The following is a 16726-nucleotide window of genomic DNA, read 5'->3' on the forward strand; positions in this document are numbered from 1 at the left end:
TGTTCTCACCTCGTCCACGGTCGCACCCGTCCAGGGGTTTCGCGGTCGTCCACCCCAGCCCTCCGATAAGGCCCAACGCGGGTGGCAGACGCCCCGAACCACCCGGGGGCGTCCCTCATCGTGGACGGAGGACTGCTGTGGCTGATCTCGACGGGCTGGCCGGGCTGGCGCCTGGCCCCGAGTTGGCGGCCGCGCTCGCGGCGGTGGATCTCGCGGGGTTGCCGGCTGGTGGGCTGGTCGCGGTCGCGCGGGCCCGGCAACGCCAGATCGCCCACGACGAGGCCGCCCTGCTGCGGGTGTTCGCCGAACTGGCCGCCCGGCCGGAGTACCAGGCCTGCACCGCCCCGGACGACCTCGCGCCCGGGCATGCGCACCGGGCCGTGCAGGCCGCCGGCGACGAGGTGTCCCTGGCGCTGCGCTGGACCCCGGGCCGCGCCACCGCCCGGGTCGCGCTCGCCGTCGAACTCCTCGAAGACCTCCCCGACACCCTCACCGCGCTCGACACCGGCCTCATCGACGCCGACCAGGCACGCCTCATCGCCGAACGCACCCGCTGCCTCCCCTCACCGGCGCTGCGCCGCCAGGTCGAGCAGGTCGCGCTGCCGGTCGCGGCGACCCGGACCCGGTGGGTGCTCGACCAGACCCTGCGCCGCGAGGTCATCGCCGCCGACCCCGCCGCCGCCGACACCCGCCGCGCCACGGCCGCCCAGCAGCGCCGGGTCGGGCGCCCCGAACCCGCCAACCCCGGCGGCGACGACGGCGCGGCCACCCTCACCCTGCACGGCCCGGCCGAAGACCTCACCGCCCTCTGGGTCGCCGCCGACGCCGCCGCCCGCCACACCCGCACCACCGGCGACCCCCGCACCCTGGACCAACTCCGCCTCGACCTACTCACCGGCCTGGCCTGGACCGCCCTCGACACCGGCCACCTCGGCTGCTGCAACCCCACCTGCACCGGCCACGCCGCCGCCAGCCCACCACCCGGCGACACGACCGCGCCCCCGGCCGATCAGCCGGCCACCACGGCGGGTAGTGCGGCGGGGCCGGTGGTGCTGGGGCAGCGCCGAGGCCGGGCCGCGACCGTGCACGTCACCGTCCCGATCACCGCGCTGGCCGGTGTCGACGAGACGCCCGCCGAGCTCGACCGGTTCGGGCCCATCCCCGCAGCCACCGCCCGCCGCATCGCCGCCGACGCCACCCTGCGCCGCCTGCTCACCGACCCCGCCGACGGGCGCCTCCTCGAGTACGGCCGCACCACTTATGCCCCGCCGGCCGACCTCGCCGCGCATGTCGTCGCCCGCGACCGCACCTGCCGGTTCCCCACCTGCCACCGCCCCGCCACCGAAGCCGAGATCGACCACCGGATCCCCTGGGCCGCAGGCGGCACCACCGGCGAGGCGAACACCTGGGCCCTGCACGGCGGCCACCACCGCGCCAAGACCTGGCACGGCTACCGCATCGTCACCGACACCACCGGCACCACCTGGTGGACCACCCCCGCCGGACACCGCTACCCCGTCGAACCCGAAACCATCGGCCCCATCCTCGCCACCCGACCGCCGGCACCCGCCACCCCGGCCGCCAAGCCTCCGCCGACGCCGCAGGAGGAGCCGGTGCCGTTCTGAGCCCGTCTCGCTACGCCACCCGCCGCGCCCGGGGTCGGCATGCTCCTGCCGACGCGCGTCGATCCGGCGCGCGCCAAGCCCGTTCTCGAGGCCAGGCCCGCCGCCACCCACGGACCCGCTGCTGTCACCGGCCCGGAAGCCCAGCGGCGCCACATGCGTTCATGCCCATCCCGGCGGTGCGTCGGGACTGCGCGTCCGGTCCGTTCGTGGCTGGGCCACCCGACTGCTTCGGCACAGGCCCTGGCTCAAGCCGTCGGGGCGAGCAGGGCGGCTGCGAGGTCGGTGCGGGCGTAGACGACGCGGCGGCCGGTGCGGCGGCGCGACACCAGGCCGGTGCGGTGCAGGATCGCGAGGTGGTACGAGACCGTCGCGGGCGACAGCGCCTCGCGGCGGCCCAGCTCGGCCGTCGTGCGCGGGGTGTCGAGGGCGGCCAGCAGGGTGGCGCGGGTGTGCCCGATCAGCTCGCCCAGGTCTTCGGCCGCCCGCTCGGCACGCGACCCCGGCGCGCCCGGGACCGACCAGAGCGCGTGCAGGCCGCGGGCCGGGTACAGGATCGACGGCGTGGTCGGGCGCTCGGCGTTGAGCAGGACGCCGTCGCCGACGCCGGTGCTCGGGATCAGCAGCAGCCCGTCGTAGGGCCAGTCGACCACGAGGTCGAACGGTTTGCGCACCACGATCGCGCCGTCGTCCCAGCGCACGGACGGATGGAAGTCGTCGAGCAGGGCGAGCGCGCCGTGCTGGGCCATCCGGTCGCCCCGGTAGGCGACGTCGGCGGTCAGCACGTCCAGCACGCGCGGCCAGTCGGGAGCCAGCACCCGAGCGAAGTACACGCCCATGGCGGCGGCCACGCGGGCCGCGAACGCCGCCGGTCCCCCGGCCAGTGCCTCGGCGACGACGGCGGGCATCGGCTGGCGAAGTTCCTCGAGCCGGGCCGGGCCACCGACGCTGGCGGCGACGGCGGCCGGGATCGCCCGGCCGCGGTAGGCGATGTCGAGCTGGTAGTCGACCAGCTCGGCGGGGGTCGCCGCGATCGCGGCCACCTCGTCGTCGATCGTCATCACGGCGGCGTCCGGCGGCGGCGTCAGCAGATCGAGGATGTAGACGGAGCTGCCGGTCAGCGCCGCCAGCAGGCTCAGCGGAGCGGCCGGGACGGCGTCGAGTGCACGCGACCGCCAGCGCATCAGGTGCGGCGACCCCGGCGCCGGGCGATGCAGCGCGCGCAGACTGCCGACCACCTCGGCGCAGGGCGAGATGCCGAACCGCGACCGGCCCAGGGCATCGGCCGTCATCGGCATCCGGACCGCCATCATTCGAACCTACTCGAATTCATGGCGGCCGGATCGGCCCGGCGGGTCGACTGCCGCCATGACGACGCAGCCCCTCAGCCGCCGCCGGGTCCTCCGCGCCGGCGCCGCCACAGCTCTCTCGGCCACCGCCCTCACCGCCACAGCACTCCCCTCCATCGCCGACGCCGGGCCCACCGATCCCGCCCTCCGCAAGGTCGTCCTCGTCGGCGCCAACCCGGGCGTCCAGCTGTTCCACGGCGACGTGGTGACGGCGTACGCCTCGGTCTGGACGGTCGACTGGTCCACCCACGGCTCCGGCGCGGCGATCGTGCTCTGGCACGACGGCGAGGTCCGCGTGCTCACCGACCACCCGAGCCTCGGCTACTGGCTGGAGCGCACCTTCACCCGGTTCTTCCCCGAGGCCACGGGCCTGCTCTGGCCGGAGCCGCGGGTCGAGCGGCGCGCCGTGCACGTCACCAACGACCTCGCCCAGGGCACCCGGGCGCGGGCCGGCGACGTGTCCGTGCGCATCGCGAACGTGCTGGATCGGAGGGCCTTCGCGACCGACGAGTTCGACCTCGGCGGCCGCGTCCACAGCCTCAGTCTGGTGACCGGGCCGAGCGCCTCGGCGGCCATCGAGGTGCGCGGCCGGAGGCTACCCGGAGAGATCATCCGGGGCGGCACACCGCAGCGCCCATCGTCCAGCGCGTTCGTCGCCGTCGCCGAGGTCTGGCGATTCTGAACGAATCACTTGCTCGACGCCTCCTGATACCCCCAAGATCACCCGGTACGATTTCACAGCTACCGGGTCATCTCGGAGGTTTACGAGGCGTGTCGGGCAAGAACGAGATCGACGATTTCGCAGGTCTGCTGCGGCGGCACCGGCTGGCGGCCGGTCTGTCGCAGGAGGAGCTTGCCGAAAAAGCCGGCCTCAGCTCCGACGCCGTCGCCGCCCTCGAGCGCGGCCGCCGCCGGGCCCCGCGCCCGCTGACGGTGCGCATGCTTGCCACGGCGCTCAACCTCTCCGAGCAGGACTTCGCGGTGTTCACCGAGTCGCTGCGCCGGTCCCCGTCGGGCTACGCACCGCAGTTGCAGGGACCGCCGCTGCCGCCCGACACCCTCATCGGCCGGGCCGCCGAGCTGACCGAGCTGACGTCGCTGCTCGGGCACGGCGGGGTCCGGCTGGTCACGCTCACCGGGCTCGGCGGCGTCGGCAAGAGCCGCCTCGCGGTCGCCGTGTCCAACGGCGTCGGCCGCCAGTTCGAGGCCGGCGTCTGCTGGGTCCCGCTGGCCGCCCGCCCCGACGGGCCCGAGGTCACCGACGCCGTCGCGGCCGCCGTCGGGCTGCGGCTGGCCTCCGACGCCGCCGAGGTCGACGCGCTGGCCGAGCACATCGGGTCGCGGCGCATGCTCATCGTCCTCGACAACTGCGAGCACGTGGTCGAGACCTGCGCCTGGCTGTGCACGGTCCTGCTGCAGCGCTGCCCCCGTCTGACCATCCTGGCCACCAGCCGCGAGCTGCTCCGGGCGCCCGGCGAGGTGGTCCGGCAGGTGCAGCCGCTCGCGGTGCCGCCGTCGCGCGCCGCGCCCGAGGAGATCCGCGACGCCGACGCCGTCCGGATGTTCCTCGCCCGCGCCGCCGCCCACGGGGTGCACCCGCGCGACGAGCGGCTGCTGCAGGTCAGCCGGGTCTGCCGCAGTGTCCAGGGCATCCCGCTGGCCATCGAGCTCGCGGCCGCCCGGGTGAACGTCCTGACCATCGAGCAGATCGCCGACGAGCTCGACTCGTCGTCGCGCATCCTGTCCGGCGGCAGCCGCACCGCGCCACTGCGCCAGCAGACCATCGACGCCGCGCTGGACTGGAGCTACAACCTGCTCAGCAGCGAGGAACAGGAGTTCTTCGAGGCCGCCTCGACGTTCTCCGGCGGCTGGACGCTGTCGGCCGCCGTCGCCGTCTTCTGCGGCGAGGTCACCGACGCGTGCCACGAGCGCGTCCTCGACCTCACGGGCCGGCTCATCGACAAGTCGCTGATCCTCGTCGACCGCGACGCCACCGAGGCGCGGTACTCGATGTTCTCCGTCATCCGGCAGTACGCGGGCCGGCGGCTCGACGACGGCGGACGGCGGGCCACCATCGAGCAGCGGCACCTGCTGCACTACGTCGAGCTGGCCGAGCAGACCGAAGGGAACCTGGGCACCGATCAGCAGGGCGCCACGCTGCAGCGCCTCGACACCGAGCTCGACAACCTGCGGGTCGCTCTCGGCCGGGCCATCAGCCGCGAGCTCTCCGCGGAGTCGATGCGGCTGGCCGCGGCCCTGTGGCGGTACTTCTCGCTGCGCGGCCACTACTCCGAGGGCCGCGACTGGCTCGAGTCGGCACTGCGCATCGCCCGCGCCGGTCCGGAACCGGTCGCGGAGCCCGCCCTGGCCGCCGCGCTGCGCGGCGCCGGGTTCCTCGCGTTCCTGCAGTGCGAGTACGGCGTGGCCACCGACCGGCTCGAGGAGGCCCTCGACATCTACCGGCGCCTCGACGACCCCGACGGTGCCGCACGGACCCTGAGGCACCTGGGCAGCGTCGCGCGCGAACGCGCCGAGTACGACCGCTCCCACCAGCTGCACCTCGAGAGCCTGCAGCTCTACCAGCAGCAGGGCGACCGCGCCGGCATCGCGTGGGCGCGGCACTACCTGGGCTTCGTCTCCTGGCTGCGCATGGATCTCCAGCGCGCCCGCGACTACTCCGAGGCCGCACTCTCCTACTTCCAGCAGGCCGGCGACGGCGAGGGCATCACCTGGTCGCAGATCAACCTCGGCTGTGTCGCCCTGTACGACGGCGACCTCGCCGGCGCCGAACGGCTGCTGCACCAGAGCCTGGGTCGCGCCCAGAGGCTCGGCTTCCGCGAAGGCGTGGGCTGGTCGCTGAACCAGCTGGGGGTGGTCGCGCGCCGCCAAGGCCGGCTCGAACGCTCGATCCACCTGCTCGACGAGAGCCTCGCCGAACACCAGGAACTGGGCGACAAGTGGCGCTCGGCGAGCGTGCTCGAGGCGCTGGCCGCGGTCGCGCAGCAGCACGACAACACCGGGCAGGCCGCGTTCCTCCTCGGTGCGGCCTCGGCCGTCCGCGACACCATCGGCGCCCCGGTCCCGCTGTGCGAGCGTCCCGACACCGAGGTCACGACGTCGGCCGTCCGCGACAAGCTGGGCGAGCGCGCGTTCGCCCACGCCTGGGGTGCGGGGCAGGCCACGCCCTTGCACGCCGTCGCCGACGGCTACCCACCCGACGACTCGTTGAGCACTCTCGACGCGCCCTGGTGAGCACGCCTGGCGAGATAAGTGCCCGGCCGGCTGCGGTCTTGCCCCCCGCTAGACTCGCAGCCGGCCAAGCTTGTGCGGCGCCGGCGCCTGGCCATGTCCACCCACATCTGGTACGGGTTCCGGCACTCCTCCCCCCGCGGGAACAACTCTGTCGTGCCGGGGCACTACGGAACAGCTACAGCACCCTGACAACCCCCTGACAACGTGGTCCCGCGCGTACCCCAGAGGTACGGGTCGGACGATGGCTCCGTGGTATGACGACGCACGGTGACGGCGTCGTTACCGTCCGTGCGCATGGACACCACACTGTGCTGTACGGGCTCGTCGACGCCGGCCCGTACGACGACGCCTGGGGCGGGCCGTCCCGGACCGGCGCCTGGCTCACCCACGCGCTGCTGGCCGTGCCCCTGGGCGTCGTCGCGGCCGGGCTGCTCGTCGGCTCGGAACGACTACGCCGCCGGCTCGTCCCCCGTCAGGAGGGCGAACCGGCGGCGTGGTGGGTCCGGCCGGCGGCGACGACGGCGTGCGTGGCGGCCGCGCTGTTCGTCGTCGCCTGGACGCGGCAGCTCTAGCCGGCCGGCGGCAGCTCTAGCGCCCGGCGGGCACCCGGACGTCCACCCAGACGAGCCGGTGGTCGCTGGTCGGGAACGGGAACTCGCCGGTCAGCCGCGACAGCGGGTCCGAGCGCACCGGCCAGAACACGCCCGCCCCGACCGGTCGCAACTGCCGCGACGGCAGCACGTAGTCGGCGCGCAGGTTGCCCGGCGCGCCGTCGGCGAAGTCGGCGGTGTCGTAGCGCGGGTCGCCCCGGTGCGTTGCGTTGGCCCCGCCCTGCAGGACGGCGGCCTCGGGTGCGCCGGGCGACGTCGGCAGCGGGTCGACGATGCGCGGGTTCTCGAGCAGCTGCTGGATCGAGCCGGGGACGGAGTCGCCGTCGACGGGGTCGCTGTTCTGGTCGCCGAGGATGACGAACGACGAGCCCGGCTTCAGCCCGCCGCGCACGCCCTCGTCGTCGTAGATCCAGTTCGCCCGGCCCGGGCCTACGTACTCGGCCCAGAAGCGGATCTCGTCGTGGTTGCGGGTGCCGTTGCGGTCCTCGGGGCCGTCGAACGTAGGCGGCGTCGGGTGCGAGACCAGCACGTGCACGGTCCGCCGGCCCACCTGCACGGGAACGTCCCAGTGCGACTTGCTGGACAGCCGGAGGACGTTCTGCTCCTCGGGCGAGTAGAACGCCGTCGGCAGCAGTGCGCCCGGCATGTCCTTCCAGAGGAAGTGCTGGAAGGTGCGGACGTCGTCGGTGCGGATCGGGTACTTCGACAGCACCGCCATGCCGTACTGGCCCGGGAACAGGCCGAAGCCGTAGGCGTCGTCGCCGCCGCCGACGGTGCCGTCGTTGTTCAGGTCGAAGCCGCTCGGGATGCCGGTGTTCGACGGCGCCACGAACGCGTACGGGTACTCGATCGGGTCGGCGCCGCCCTGGCCGACCTCGAGGTAGTTCTCGCGGAACAGGTCCGCCGCCACGCCGCCCTCGACGTAGTCGAACTCGTTCAGCAGGACGATGTCGGGCCGGGTCCGCTGGATGACCTCGGCGACGGCCTGCGCCTGCGGGTCTGTGGTCGTGGACAGGTCGGCCTCGAGCTCGCCCTCGACGGCGCGGTTGAGGCTGAGGTTGTAGGTGGCGACGCGGACGGCTGCGGCGCCGCGGCCCGCCTTGTCGTCGCGGGCGTCGTCGCGGCCGGCGCTCGCCGGAGCCGCGGCCAGCACCGCGGCGGTGGTGGTCAGGGCCGCCGTCACCGCGACGGCGCGGATCGAGATGCGCATGGGTGTCCCTCTCCCGTGATGACCGAATCCGGGCAACCGTAGACCCATCGGGCGAACAGGAGGTGACGCCCGCACGACCCGATCGCATCTCAGTGGGCGGACGCCACTTGATTCCTAGTAACTCACTGGGGATTATCGGCCCATGCAGTCCTGTCGCTGACTCCGGTCCACCCCATGCCGCCCACCCTGCGCATCGACCCGGAGTCCGCCATGACGCACGGCCCCACCCCTGTCTCGCTCCCCCACCTCGTGGAGCTCACCCGCACCGTCGCCGCCGAGGTGCGCGCCGGACAGCACCCCGTCACCTTCGACCCGGACGAGCGCTGGTCCGTGCGGCTGTCCAGCGACCCGTACACCGACGTCTGGCTGATCAGCTGGACCCAGGAGCAGTCCACCGAGCTGCACGACCACGCCGGCTCGCTCGGCGCCCTGACCGTCGTGTCCGGCGTCGTCACCGAGCGGTTCTGGACGCCGTCGAGGTCGCGGCTGCGGGAGCGGCGGCTGCGCGGCGGGCGCGGCATCGGCTTCCCCGTCGGACACGTGCACGACGTGGTCAACACCGCTCCCGAGCCGGCCGTGACGGTGCACGCCTACTCGCCGCCGCTCACCGCCATGGGCTACTACGAGGTCGACGACGCCGGCGCACTGCGGCGGGTACGGACGATCCTCACCGCCGAGCCGGAGCCGGCCCGATGAGCGCGCACCCCACGGGCCCCCGGGTCGACACCCTGGTCGACGCCGCCCGGTCGCGGCTGGTCCGGGTCACGCCGGAACAGGCCGCGCACGCCGTCACCTACGAGCTCGCCCTGCTGGTCGACACCCGCCCGGCCGAGGACCGCGCCCGCTACGGCACCATCCCCGGCGCGCTGGTCGTCGACCGCAACGTGCTCGAGTGGCGCCTGGACCCGACCAGCCCGCACCGGCTCGAGCAGGCCGACGACCCGCGGCGCACGGTCATCGTGTTCTGCAATGAGGGCTACGCGTCCAGCCTGGCCGCCGCCTCGCTTCGCGACCTCGGCCTGGTCAACGCGACCGACCTGGTCGGCGGCTTCCACGCCTGGGCCGCGGCCGGCCTGCCGGTCGCCGGCCCGCACGCCGCCGCCTAACCCTCCGCGAGCGGCCACGCCGGGATCCGCGGCCGCAGCGCCGTCAGGGCGTCCCGCGCCGCCGGCGGGTCCGCGCCGTCGGCCACCGCCAGCACCGCGGCCCGCCACGACGCCGCCAGCACCCGGCCCAGCACGGGCGACACCGGCGCCGTCAGCGCGCCCAGCAGGTGCGCCAGCCGATCCGGGCCGGACGGCGACGCCTCCGGCGGCGGCGCGCCCAGCAGCCGCGGGAACCCCTCGCGGACGGCGAAGTCGAAACCGGCCCGCAGCGCCGCCGTCACGGCCGCGGACCGGTCCCCCGGCGGCGCCGTCGCCGCGACCGCGCCCTCCATGCGGTCGAGCAGCCGCCGCTCGACGTCCTCGCGCACGAACGCGTACAGGCCCGCCTTGCTGCCGAAATGGTGGTACAGCGCGCCCGTGGTGACGCCGGCGGCCGCGGCCAGCTCGCCGACGGTGACCGCCTCGAACGGGCGCGCACCGAACGCCCCGACCGCGGCCAGCGCGAGCCGCCCCTTCGCCGAACTCGACACCGGAACCCACTCGCGCATGACACCATAATGCCGTTACGCTATGCTCAAATTCAATTACGGCACCATCCAGAAGGAGAACGGCCATGAAGCTCGAGTTCCTGTTCGTCCCGACCTCCGATTTCAAGGCGTCGCTGGCCCTCTACCGCGACGGCCTCGGCTTCGACGAGGCCTGGCGCGAGGGCGACGCCACCGTCGCGCTCACCATGCCGGGCACCGGCGTCCAGCTGATGCTCGACTCGCACGACGCGAACGCGCCGGTCGGGCCGCTCTTCGTCGTCGACAGCGTGCAGGCGTTCCACGCCGGCAAGCCCGACTCGCTCGGCGTCATCGAGGAGCCGAACGAGATCCCGGGCGGCTTCATGGCCACCTACCAGGACCCGGGCGGCGCGATCATCTACGTGATGGACCAGGTGAACGACCCGAACCTCTAGGCTCGGTCCATGACGTCTCCGGGCCCGCTGGAACGCGGTGTCTACGCCAACCGCACACTGAACCTGCGTTCGGTGCAGGCCATCGGCTACGACATGGACTACACGCTCATCCACTACCGGACCGACGACTGGGAGCGGACGGCGTTCGAGCACGCCACGCGGGTGCTGGCGGCCGGCGACTACCCCGTCGCCGGCCTCGTCTTCGAGCCCGACCGCTACCTGCAGGGCCTGGTCATCGACCTCGACCTCGGCAACCTCGTCAAGGCGACCCGCTTCGGCTACGTCATCCAGGCCCAGCACGGCACCCGCCAGCTCTCGTTCGACGAGCTGCGCACCACCTACGCCGGCGTCACCGTCGACCTCAACAACCCGCGGTTCCGGTTCATGAACACCCTGTTCACCATCTCGGAGTCCGCGCTGTACGCGCAGTTCGTCGACCGCCTCGACGACGGCACCATCCCCGGCCCGCTGGGCTACGACGAGCTGTACCGGATCGTGTCGGCGGCGCTCGACGAGTCGCACATGACCGGCGCGCTGAAGGCCGAGATCGTCGCCGACCCGGACCGGTTCTGCGACATCGACCCCGACACCGCGCAGACCCTCATCGACCAGCGGCTGGCCGGCAAGCGGCTGCTGCTCATCACCAACAGCGAGTGGGCCTACACGAAGGCGATGATGAGCTACGCCTTCGACCGGCACGTCCCGTCGGGCTCCTGGCGCGACCTGTTCGACATCGTCGTGGTGGCCGCCGCCAAGCCGCGGTTCTTCTCCGAGGTCGAGCCGGCGTTCCGCGTCGTCGACACCGAGCGCGGGCTGCTGCAGCCGCACTGGGGGCCGTTCAAGACCGGCGACGTGTACCACGGCGGCAACGCGCGCCGCGTCGAGCAGAGCCTGCAGCTCACCGGCGACGAGATCCTCTACGTCGGCGACCACCTGTTCGGCGACGTCCACGTCACGAAGTCGGCGCTGCGCTGGCGGACGGCGCTCATAATGCGCGAGCTCGAGGCCGAGATCGCCGCCGCCATGGCCTTCGCCGACGACGAGCGCGAGCTGCGCCACTTCATGGCCCAGAAGGCCGACCTCGAGGACCGCCTCGCCCACGCCCGCGTCGCCCAGCTCCGCCCGGGCGACGACGCGCCGCGCGAGACCGTCGAGGCGCTGCGCGAGGCCCTGCGCGCCCTCGACGAGCAGATCGCGCCGCTGGCCCGCGCCGCCGGCGAGCTCGGCAACGCCACCTGGGGCCCCATGATGCGCGCCGGCAACGACAAGAGCCTGTTCGCCCGCCAGGTCGAGAAGTACGCCGACATCTACACCTCGCGCGTGGCCAACCTCGGCCGCCGCACGCCGTTCGCGTTCCTCCGCGCCGCCCGCACCTCGCTGCCGCACGACATCATGCCGCGCGAGATCGCCCCGGAATAGGGCGCTTGCCGCACCCGCGACAACCCGGGCGCAACCGCGACATTCGCACCCGCGAATTCGGGACATAAAAAGACCGCCCGCGTATGTCCGGGGATTCCCAGGACATACGCGGACGGGTGGTGGGGAGCCGCCAAGCGCCCACCGGATGGAGAAGGGCTTACCTGCCGGTTCCTCAGCCGAGGAGGCCGGTGACCGTCCCCAGCAGCTGGTTGACCAGCGCGACGATGGTGTCCAGGAGACCCGAAAGTGCGTCCATGATCTTTGACTCCTTCGTGGGAAAGAACCTCTGTTGGCGAACCAGCAGGGTCAAGCTTTCGGTCCGGACGACCCCGTGTGTTCTTGACTGTGAGTCTAAGCAGTCAAAGAAGTTGCGCAAGGAGAAACGAAGAAATCTTTCCCGCGTGTCGTCGCATTAAACATTCTCGTCGACACTGAATGTGCGACGAAAACGGACATAGCTGTCTTGACAGGTCCCATCACACGCTTGTCACAGCTAGTCGCGACGTGTGGACCGGCCGCTTCGCGTATCATGACCGGTATGACCCAGTTCTCGCAGCCGATGATGCGCCCCGTCGCGGGGCCGCCCGGCGTGCGCTGACACCGTCACCACCCGAACGTCGAAGCCCCTGCTCAGCGGGGGCTTTCGTGTGTTCGGACTCCCCCGCCGTGCAGGCTGGAGGGAGATCGTCATGACCACCGACCGCTACTACGTCACCACGTCCATCCCCTACGTCAACGGCGCGCCGCACCTCGGCCACGCGCTGGAGCTGGTGCAGGCCGACGTGCTCGCCCGGCACCGGCGGCGGCGCGGGCGCCCGGTGCGGTTCCTCACCGGCACCGACGGCAACGCGCTGAAGAACGTCGTCGCGGCGTGGGCCGCCGGCGTCCCCGTCCAGCCCTTCGTCGACGAGAACGCCGCCCGGTTCGCCGCGCTGCGCGAGCCGCTGGTGCTCTCCGTCGACGACGTCATCCGCACCAGCACCGACCCGCGGCATGCGCCCGGCGTGCGCCGGCTGTGGGAGCGCTGCGCCGCCCGCGGCGACTTCCACCGCCGCCGCTACACCGGGCTCTACTGCGCCGGCTGCGAGCTGTTCTACGCACCGGACGAGCTCGACGACGGCGTCTGCCCGGAGCACGGCGTCCAGCCCGAGGAGGTCAGCGAGGAGAACTGGTTCTTCCGGCTGTCCCGCTACCAGGACGAGCTGCTGCGCCTGCTCGAGTCCGGCACCGTGCGGATCGAGCCTGCCGCCAAGCGTGCCGAGGTACTCGCGTTCGTCCGCGCCGGCCTGCGCGACGTGAGCGTGTCGCGACCGGCCGCCAGGGCCGACGGGTGGGGCATCCCTGTCCCCGGCGACCCGTCCCAGGTCGTCTATGTCTGGTGGGACGCGCTCGCGAACTACGTGACGGCGCTCGGCTACGGCGACGACGGGGCCGCCTACCGGACTGGTGGGTCGAGTCCGCCGACCGGGTGCACGTCATCGGCAAGGGCATCGTGCGCTTCCACGCCGTCTACTGGCTGGCGCACCTGCTCGCGGCCGGGCTGCCGCTGCCGACCGCGATCCTCGTGCACGACTACCTCACCGTCGGCGGCGCCAAGATCGCCAAGAGCACCGGGGTGACGGCCGATCCGGCCGACCTGGCCCAGCGCTACGGCACCGACGCGCTGCGCTGGTGGTTCGTCCGCGAGGTGCCGCGGGTCGGCGACACCGACTTCACCGAGGACCGGCTGGTCGCCCGGCACGACCTCGAGCTGGCCAACGGGCTGGGCAACCTCGTGCAGCGCACGCTCACGCTGGTGCACCGGCTGCGCGACGGCGTCGTCAGTGCCCCCGGGACGAGCCCGCTCACCGCGGCCGCGGAGGCACTGCCGGCGGCGGTCGACCGGGCGATCGACGACTTCGACCTGCGCAGGGCGGCGGGTGCCCTGGTCGCCGTCGTCGATCTGGCGAACCGGACGATCGAGGCCGAGCGGCCCTGGGACGCGGGCCGCCGCGACTCCCCCGGCACCGACGCGGTCCTCGCCGGCGTGGTGCACGCCTGCCGGGTGGTGGCCGGTGAGCTGACGCCGTTCCTGCCCGGCGGCGCGACCCGGCTGGAGGCCCAGCTCGGCGCCGTCGGCGACCCGCGGGTGGGCCGGCCGGAACCGGCGTTCGGACGGCTGGCGCCGGCCAGGGCGCGGCGACCCTAGACTCGGGTTCTGATCGCGCGGGAGGAAGGACACCCACCATGGGCCAGGGCGTGCACATGCAGGAGTTGCCGGGCATCGGCAAGCGGTACGACATCGACCTGGGCAGCCCGACGCAGCGGGTCTCGGTCGTCGTGCGCCGCGGCGACATCCGCGACCTCTACGTCTTCACCAACAAGGGCGACGAGCCGACCGCCGTCCTCGAGCTGACCCGCGAGCAGGCGCTGAAGCTGGGCGCCGTCCTGACCGGCACGTTCTTCGAGGGCTAGGTACAGGTGCACGCTGATCTCATCGGGCTGGGCGCGATCGTCCTGCTCGCCGGACTCGTCGCGCGGCTCGGCCGCCGGTACGGCTTCCCCACCGTCCCCTGCTACATGCTCATCGGCATCGTGTTCGGGCCGGGGACGCCGGGGCCGGTGCTGGTCGAGCACCCCGAGGACCTCGCCCTGCTCGCGTCGCTGGGCCTGGTGCTGCTGCTGTTCCACCTCGGGGTCGAGTTCCCCGCCGAGCAGGTGCTGGGCAGCGGGAAGCGGCTGTTCATCGCGGCCGGCGTCTACATCGGCCTCAACGTCAGCGCGGGGCTCGGGCTCGGCTTCGCGCTGGGCTGGGGCACGTCCGAGGCGCTGGTCATCGCCGGTGCGCTGGGCATCTCCTCATCGGCCATCGCGACGAAGCTGCTCATCGAGCTGCGCCGGTTGACCAACGCCGAGACGCCGATCATCCTCGGCGTCATCGTCATCGAGGACATGTTCCTCGCGTTCTACCTGGCCCTGCTGGCGCCGGTGCTCAACGACTCCGGCTCGACGCTGGACTTCGTCGTCGACCTGCTGATCAGCTTCGGCTTCCTGGTGGCGCTGTTCGCGCTGGCCCGGTGGGGCGCGCGCGCCATCGCCATGATCCTGGACTCCCGCGAGGACGAGCTGCTGGCCATCCTCATGGTCGGCCTGGTCGTGCTGGTCGCGGGCGTCGCGCTCGAGGTGGGCGTGTCCGAGGCCATCGGCGCGCTGATGATCGGCCTGGTGGTGTCGCGGACGGCGCTCAAGGAGCGGGTCGAACAGCTGGTGCTGCCGCTGCGCGACGTGTTCGCGGCGGTCTTCTTCATCTCCTTCGGGCTGACCATCGACGTCGCCGACCTCGGCGGCGTGGCGCTGCCGGTGGCCATCGCCGTCTGCGTCACGCTGGTGACCAACCTGACCGCCGGGGTGTTCACGGCGCGGCTGTTCGGGTTCAACCAGCGGGCGGCCACCAACATCGGGCTGACGGTGCTCGGCCGCGGCGAGTTCTCGCTGATCCTGGCCACGCTGGCCATCGCCGCCGGCCTCGACGAGCGCATGGGCCCGTTCGTGGCGCTGTACGTGCTGGTGCTGGCCATCGCGGCGCCGCTGCTGGCGTCGCAGTCGCAGCACTTCGCCCGCTTCGTGCCCGACCGGCTGCTCCGCTCGCGCTGGAAGTACGTCCAGTCCGAGACCATGAGCACCGCCTGCATCCACCAGGACCAGATGGAGGTCACCGAGACCGACATCACCGTCTGCCAGCAGTGCATCGACGACGGCGGCACCTGGGTGCAGCTGCGGCTGTGCATGAAGTGCGGGCTGGTGGCCTGCTGCGACGACTCCCCCGCCCGGCACTCGCGGGCGCACTACGAGGACGAGCACCACCCCGTCATCCAGTCGCTGCAGCCCGGCGCGGACTGGCAGTACTGCTACGTCGACGAGATCCTGGTGCGCGAGCCGCTGGGCCAGGCGCGAACCGGCAGCTGACGCCGTCGTCGACTCAGGCCGTGGTGTAGATCCACTCGAGGCCGTCGAAGCCGAGCCCGTCGAGGTGCTCGGCCCTGGTCAGCCCGGCCCGGACGGCGACCCGCTGCGAGGCGTGGTTGTCCGGCCGGATCCGGGCGACCACGGACACGCCCGGCAGGTGCTTCGCGCCCCAGCCGACGACGGCCCGGGCGGCCTCGGCGGCCAGCCCGTGCCCCCACCAGGCGGGGTCGAACCCGTAGAACAGGTTCGCGACCTGGTCCTCGCGGAACCACATGTACTTGAGGCCGCAGAACCCGACCGGCCGGTCGGACTCGTGGCGCAGCACCGTCCAGTAGCCGAACCCCTCGGTGCGCCAGTGCTCGTCCCAGCTGCGGTACAGGCTCGCGGCGCCCTCGCGCTCGCGTAGCAGGTTCGACGGGTTGTGCTCGCACGCCCGCGGGTCGCGGTAGACGTGGAAGATCACGTCGACGTCGTCGGGAACCGGTCGCCGCAATAGCAGCCGGTCGGTGACGAGCGTGGTGTGGCCGGCATCCCTCACCTTCCGGACGTTACTCGCCGCCGGTGACGATCATGCGAACGGCCAGCACCACGATGACCGCGCTCGACACCCACGCCGTGGTCAGGCGGCCCCGCGGGCTGGTCACGAACCGCCCGAGCAGCGCTCCCCCGCCGGCCAGCAGCAGTTGCCAGCTCGCCGACGCCGCGAACGCCGCCGCGACGAACACCACCGCCTCGGCGCCCTGCGCGAGCCGCGCACCGCTGCCGAGGACCAGCGCGGCGAAGTACACCACCGTCAGCGGGTTGATCGCCGTGATGCCGAGGAACGTGACGAACGCGCGCGCCGGCGTCTCCTGGCGCGGCTCCTGTGGGTCGACGACGTCTTTCGTGGGTGCGGCGCGGTGCCTGCGGGCAGCGGCGACGGCGCCGACGGCGGCCATGACCAGCAGGACGGCGGCCGAGGCCCAGCGCAGCGGCTGCGCGTACGGCTCGATCGACCCGGCCAGTGCGGCCCCACCCAGCACGGCGGCGATCGCGTAGCCGCCGTCGACGGTCGCGATGCCCAGGGCGGCCGCCGCACCCACCCGCAGCGAGGTACGCGCCGTCAGGGCGACGAGATAGGCGCCCACGGCGCCGACCGGGATCGCGATGCCGTAGCCGGCCAGCAACCCCGCGACGATGGCCGCGCTCATGGCACGAGCGGGATCGGCCTCCGGCCCGGGCGCGTCTGCTGCTGCGTCTTCGCCGGGTGGG

General features: G+C 73.0%; 15 protein-coding genes and 1 pseudogene. 11 read left to right on the top strand and 5 right to left on the bottom strand.

Features of this window, described 5'->3' with window-relative positions; translation table 11 throughout:
• Positions 1–137 precede the first annotated feature (137 nt).
• Entirely contained in the window at positions 138–1625 is a 1488-nt protein-coding gene (locus HD601_RS19065; RefSeq protein ID WP_184824489.1) for a DUF222 domain-containing protein, read from the top strand.
• Positions 1626–1870: 245 nt separating this feature from the next.
• Here HD601_RS19065 and HD601_RS19070 read toward each other — a convergent pair whose 3' ends face one another.
• Complete coding sequence (locus tag HD601_RS19070; RefSeq protein ID WP_184824491.1) at positions 1871–2932, bottom strand: ArsR/SmtB family transcription factor; 1062 nt, start codon at positions 2930–2932, stop codon at positions 1871–1873.
• Between the two features lie 58 nt (positions 2933–2990).
• Here HD601_RS19070 and HD601_RS19075 point away from each other — a divergent pair, with 58 nt between their 5' ends.
• From HD601_RS19075 to HD601_RS19085, 3 genes are all read left to right on the top strand, one after another.
• Positions 2991–3653, top strand: a complete 663-nt coding sequence (locus HD601_RS19075) for a hypothetical protein (protein ID WP_221441108.1) — start codon at positions 2991–2993, stop codon at positions 3651–3653.
• An 89-nt stretch (positions 3654–3742) separates the two neighbouring features.
• A complete protein-coding gene (locus tag HD601_RS19080) occupies positions 3743–6223 on the top strand; it encodes a tetratricopeptide repeat protein (RefSeq protein ID WP_184824493.1) in 2481 nt (826 codons plus the stop codon).
• A gap of 308 nt (positions 6224–6531) precedes the next feature.
• Complete coding sequence (locus tag HD601_RS19085; protein WP_184824495.1) at positions 6532–6795, top strand: hypothetical protein; 264 nt, start codon at positions 6532–6534, stop codon at positions 6793–6795.
• 16 nt (positions 6796–6811) lie between these two features.
• Here HD601_RS19085 and HD601_RS19090 read toward each other — a convergent pair whose 3' ends face one another.
• On the bottom strand, positions 6812–8044 hold the full coding sequence (locus HD601_RS19090) for an endonuclease/exonuclease/phosphatase family protein (RefSeq protein WP_184824497.1): 1233 nt from the start codon (positions 8042–8044) through the stop codon (positions 6812–6814).
• Positions 8045–8218: 174 nt separating this feature from the next.
• Here HD601_RS19090 and HD601_RS19095 point away from each other — a divergent pair, with 174 nt between their 5' ends.
• Positions 8219–8740, top strand: coding sequence for a cysteine dioxygenase (locus HD601_RS19095; RefSeq protein WP_221441109.1), 522 nt, complete (start codon positions 8219–8221; stop codon positions 8738–8740).
• Entirely contained in the window at positions 8737–9150 is a 414-nt protein-coding gene (locus HD601_RS19100) for a rhodanese-like domain-containing protein (protein WP_184824499.1), read from the top strand. Before HD601_RS19095 ends, HD601_RS19100 begins: the two co-directional genes overlap by 4 nt.
• Here HD601_RS19100 and HD601_RS19105 read toward each other — a convergent pair.
• Positions 9147–9698 carry a TetR/AcrR family transcriptional regulator gene (locus HD601_RS19105; protein ID WP_184824501.1) on the bottom strand — a complete coding sequence of 184 codons (552 nt, stop codon included), beginning with the start codon at positions 9696–9698 and terminating at the stop codon, positions 9147–9149. The two genes, HD601_RS19100 and HD601_RS19105, sit on opposite strands and share 4 nt — an antisense overlap.
• A gap of 65 nt (positions 9699–9763) precedes the next feature.
• Between HD601_RS19105 and HD601_RS19110 the strand changes: the two genes are divergently transcribed.
• The 5 genes and pseudogenes from HD601_RS19110 to HD601_RS19130 all read left to right on the top strand — a co-directional run bounded on the left by HD601_RS19110 (position 9764) and on the right by HD601_RS19130 (position 15475).
• Positions 9764–10111: a VOC family protein gene (locus HD601_RS19110; RefSeq protein ID WP_184824503.1), complete on the top strand. Its 348-nt coding sequence runs from the start codon at positions 9764–9766 to the stop codon at positions 10109–10111.
• Positions 10112–10120: 9 nt separating this feature from the next.
• Positions 10121–11530, top strand: coding sequence for an HAD-IG family 5'-nucleotidase (locus HD601_RS19115; RefSeq protein ID WP_184824506.1), 1410 nt, complete (start codon positions 10121–10123; stop codon positions 11528–11530).
• Positions 11531–12219: 689 nt separating this feature from the next.
• Positions 12220–13718 (top strand): annotated as a pseudogene (locus HD601_RS35865) (methionine--tRNA ligase).
• A 38-nt stretch (positions 13719–13756) separates the two neighbouring features.
• A complete protein-coding gene (locus HD601_RS19125; protein WP_184824508.1) occupies positions 13757–13984 on the top strand; it encodes a cation:proton antiporter regulatory subunit in 228 nt (75 codons plus the stop codon).
• Between the two features lie 6 nt (positions 13985–13990).
• On the top strand, positions 13991–15475 hold the full coding sequence (locus HD601_RS19130; RefSeq protein WP_184824510.1) for a cation:proton antiporter domain-containing protein: 1485 nt from the start codon (positions 13991–13993) through the stop codon (positions 15473–15475).
• 13 nt (positions 15476–15488) lie between these two features.
• Here HD601_RS19130 and HD601_RS19135 read toward each other — a convergent pair whose 3' ends face one another.
• Both HD601_RS19135 and HD601_RS19140 read right to left on the bottom strand, forming a co-directional pair.
• Positions 15489–16013 carry a GNAT family N-acetyltransferase gene (locus tag HD601_RS19135; protein WP_184824512.1) on the bottom strand — a complete coding sequence of 175 codons (525 nt, stop codon included), beginning with the start codon at positions 16011–16013 and terminating at the stop codon, positions 15489–15491.
• Between the two features lie 10 nt (positions 16014–16023).
• The gene (locus HD601_RS19140; protein ID WP_184824514.1) at positions 16024–16665 is read right to left on the bottom strand and encodes a LysE family transporter; all 642 of its coding nucleotides are present in this window, start codon (positions 16663–16665) and stop codon (positions 16024–16026) included.
• Between the last annotated feature and the right edge of the window lie 61 nt (positions 16666–16726).

Origin of the sequence: Jiangella mangrovi (assembly GCF_014204975.1) — a bacterium.
Classification (GTDB): Bacteria; Actinomycetota; Actinomycetes; order Jiangellales; family Jiangellaceae; genus Jiangella; species Jiangella mangrovi.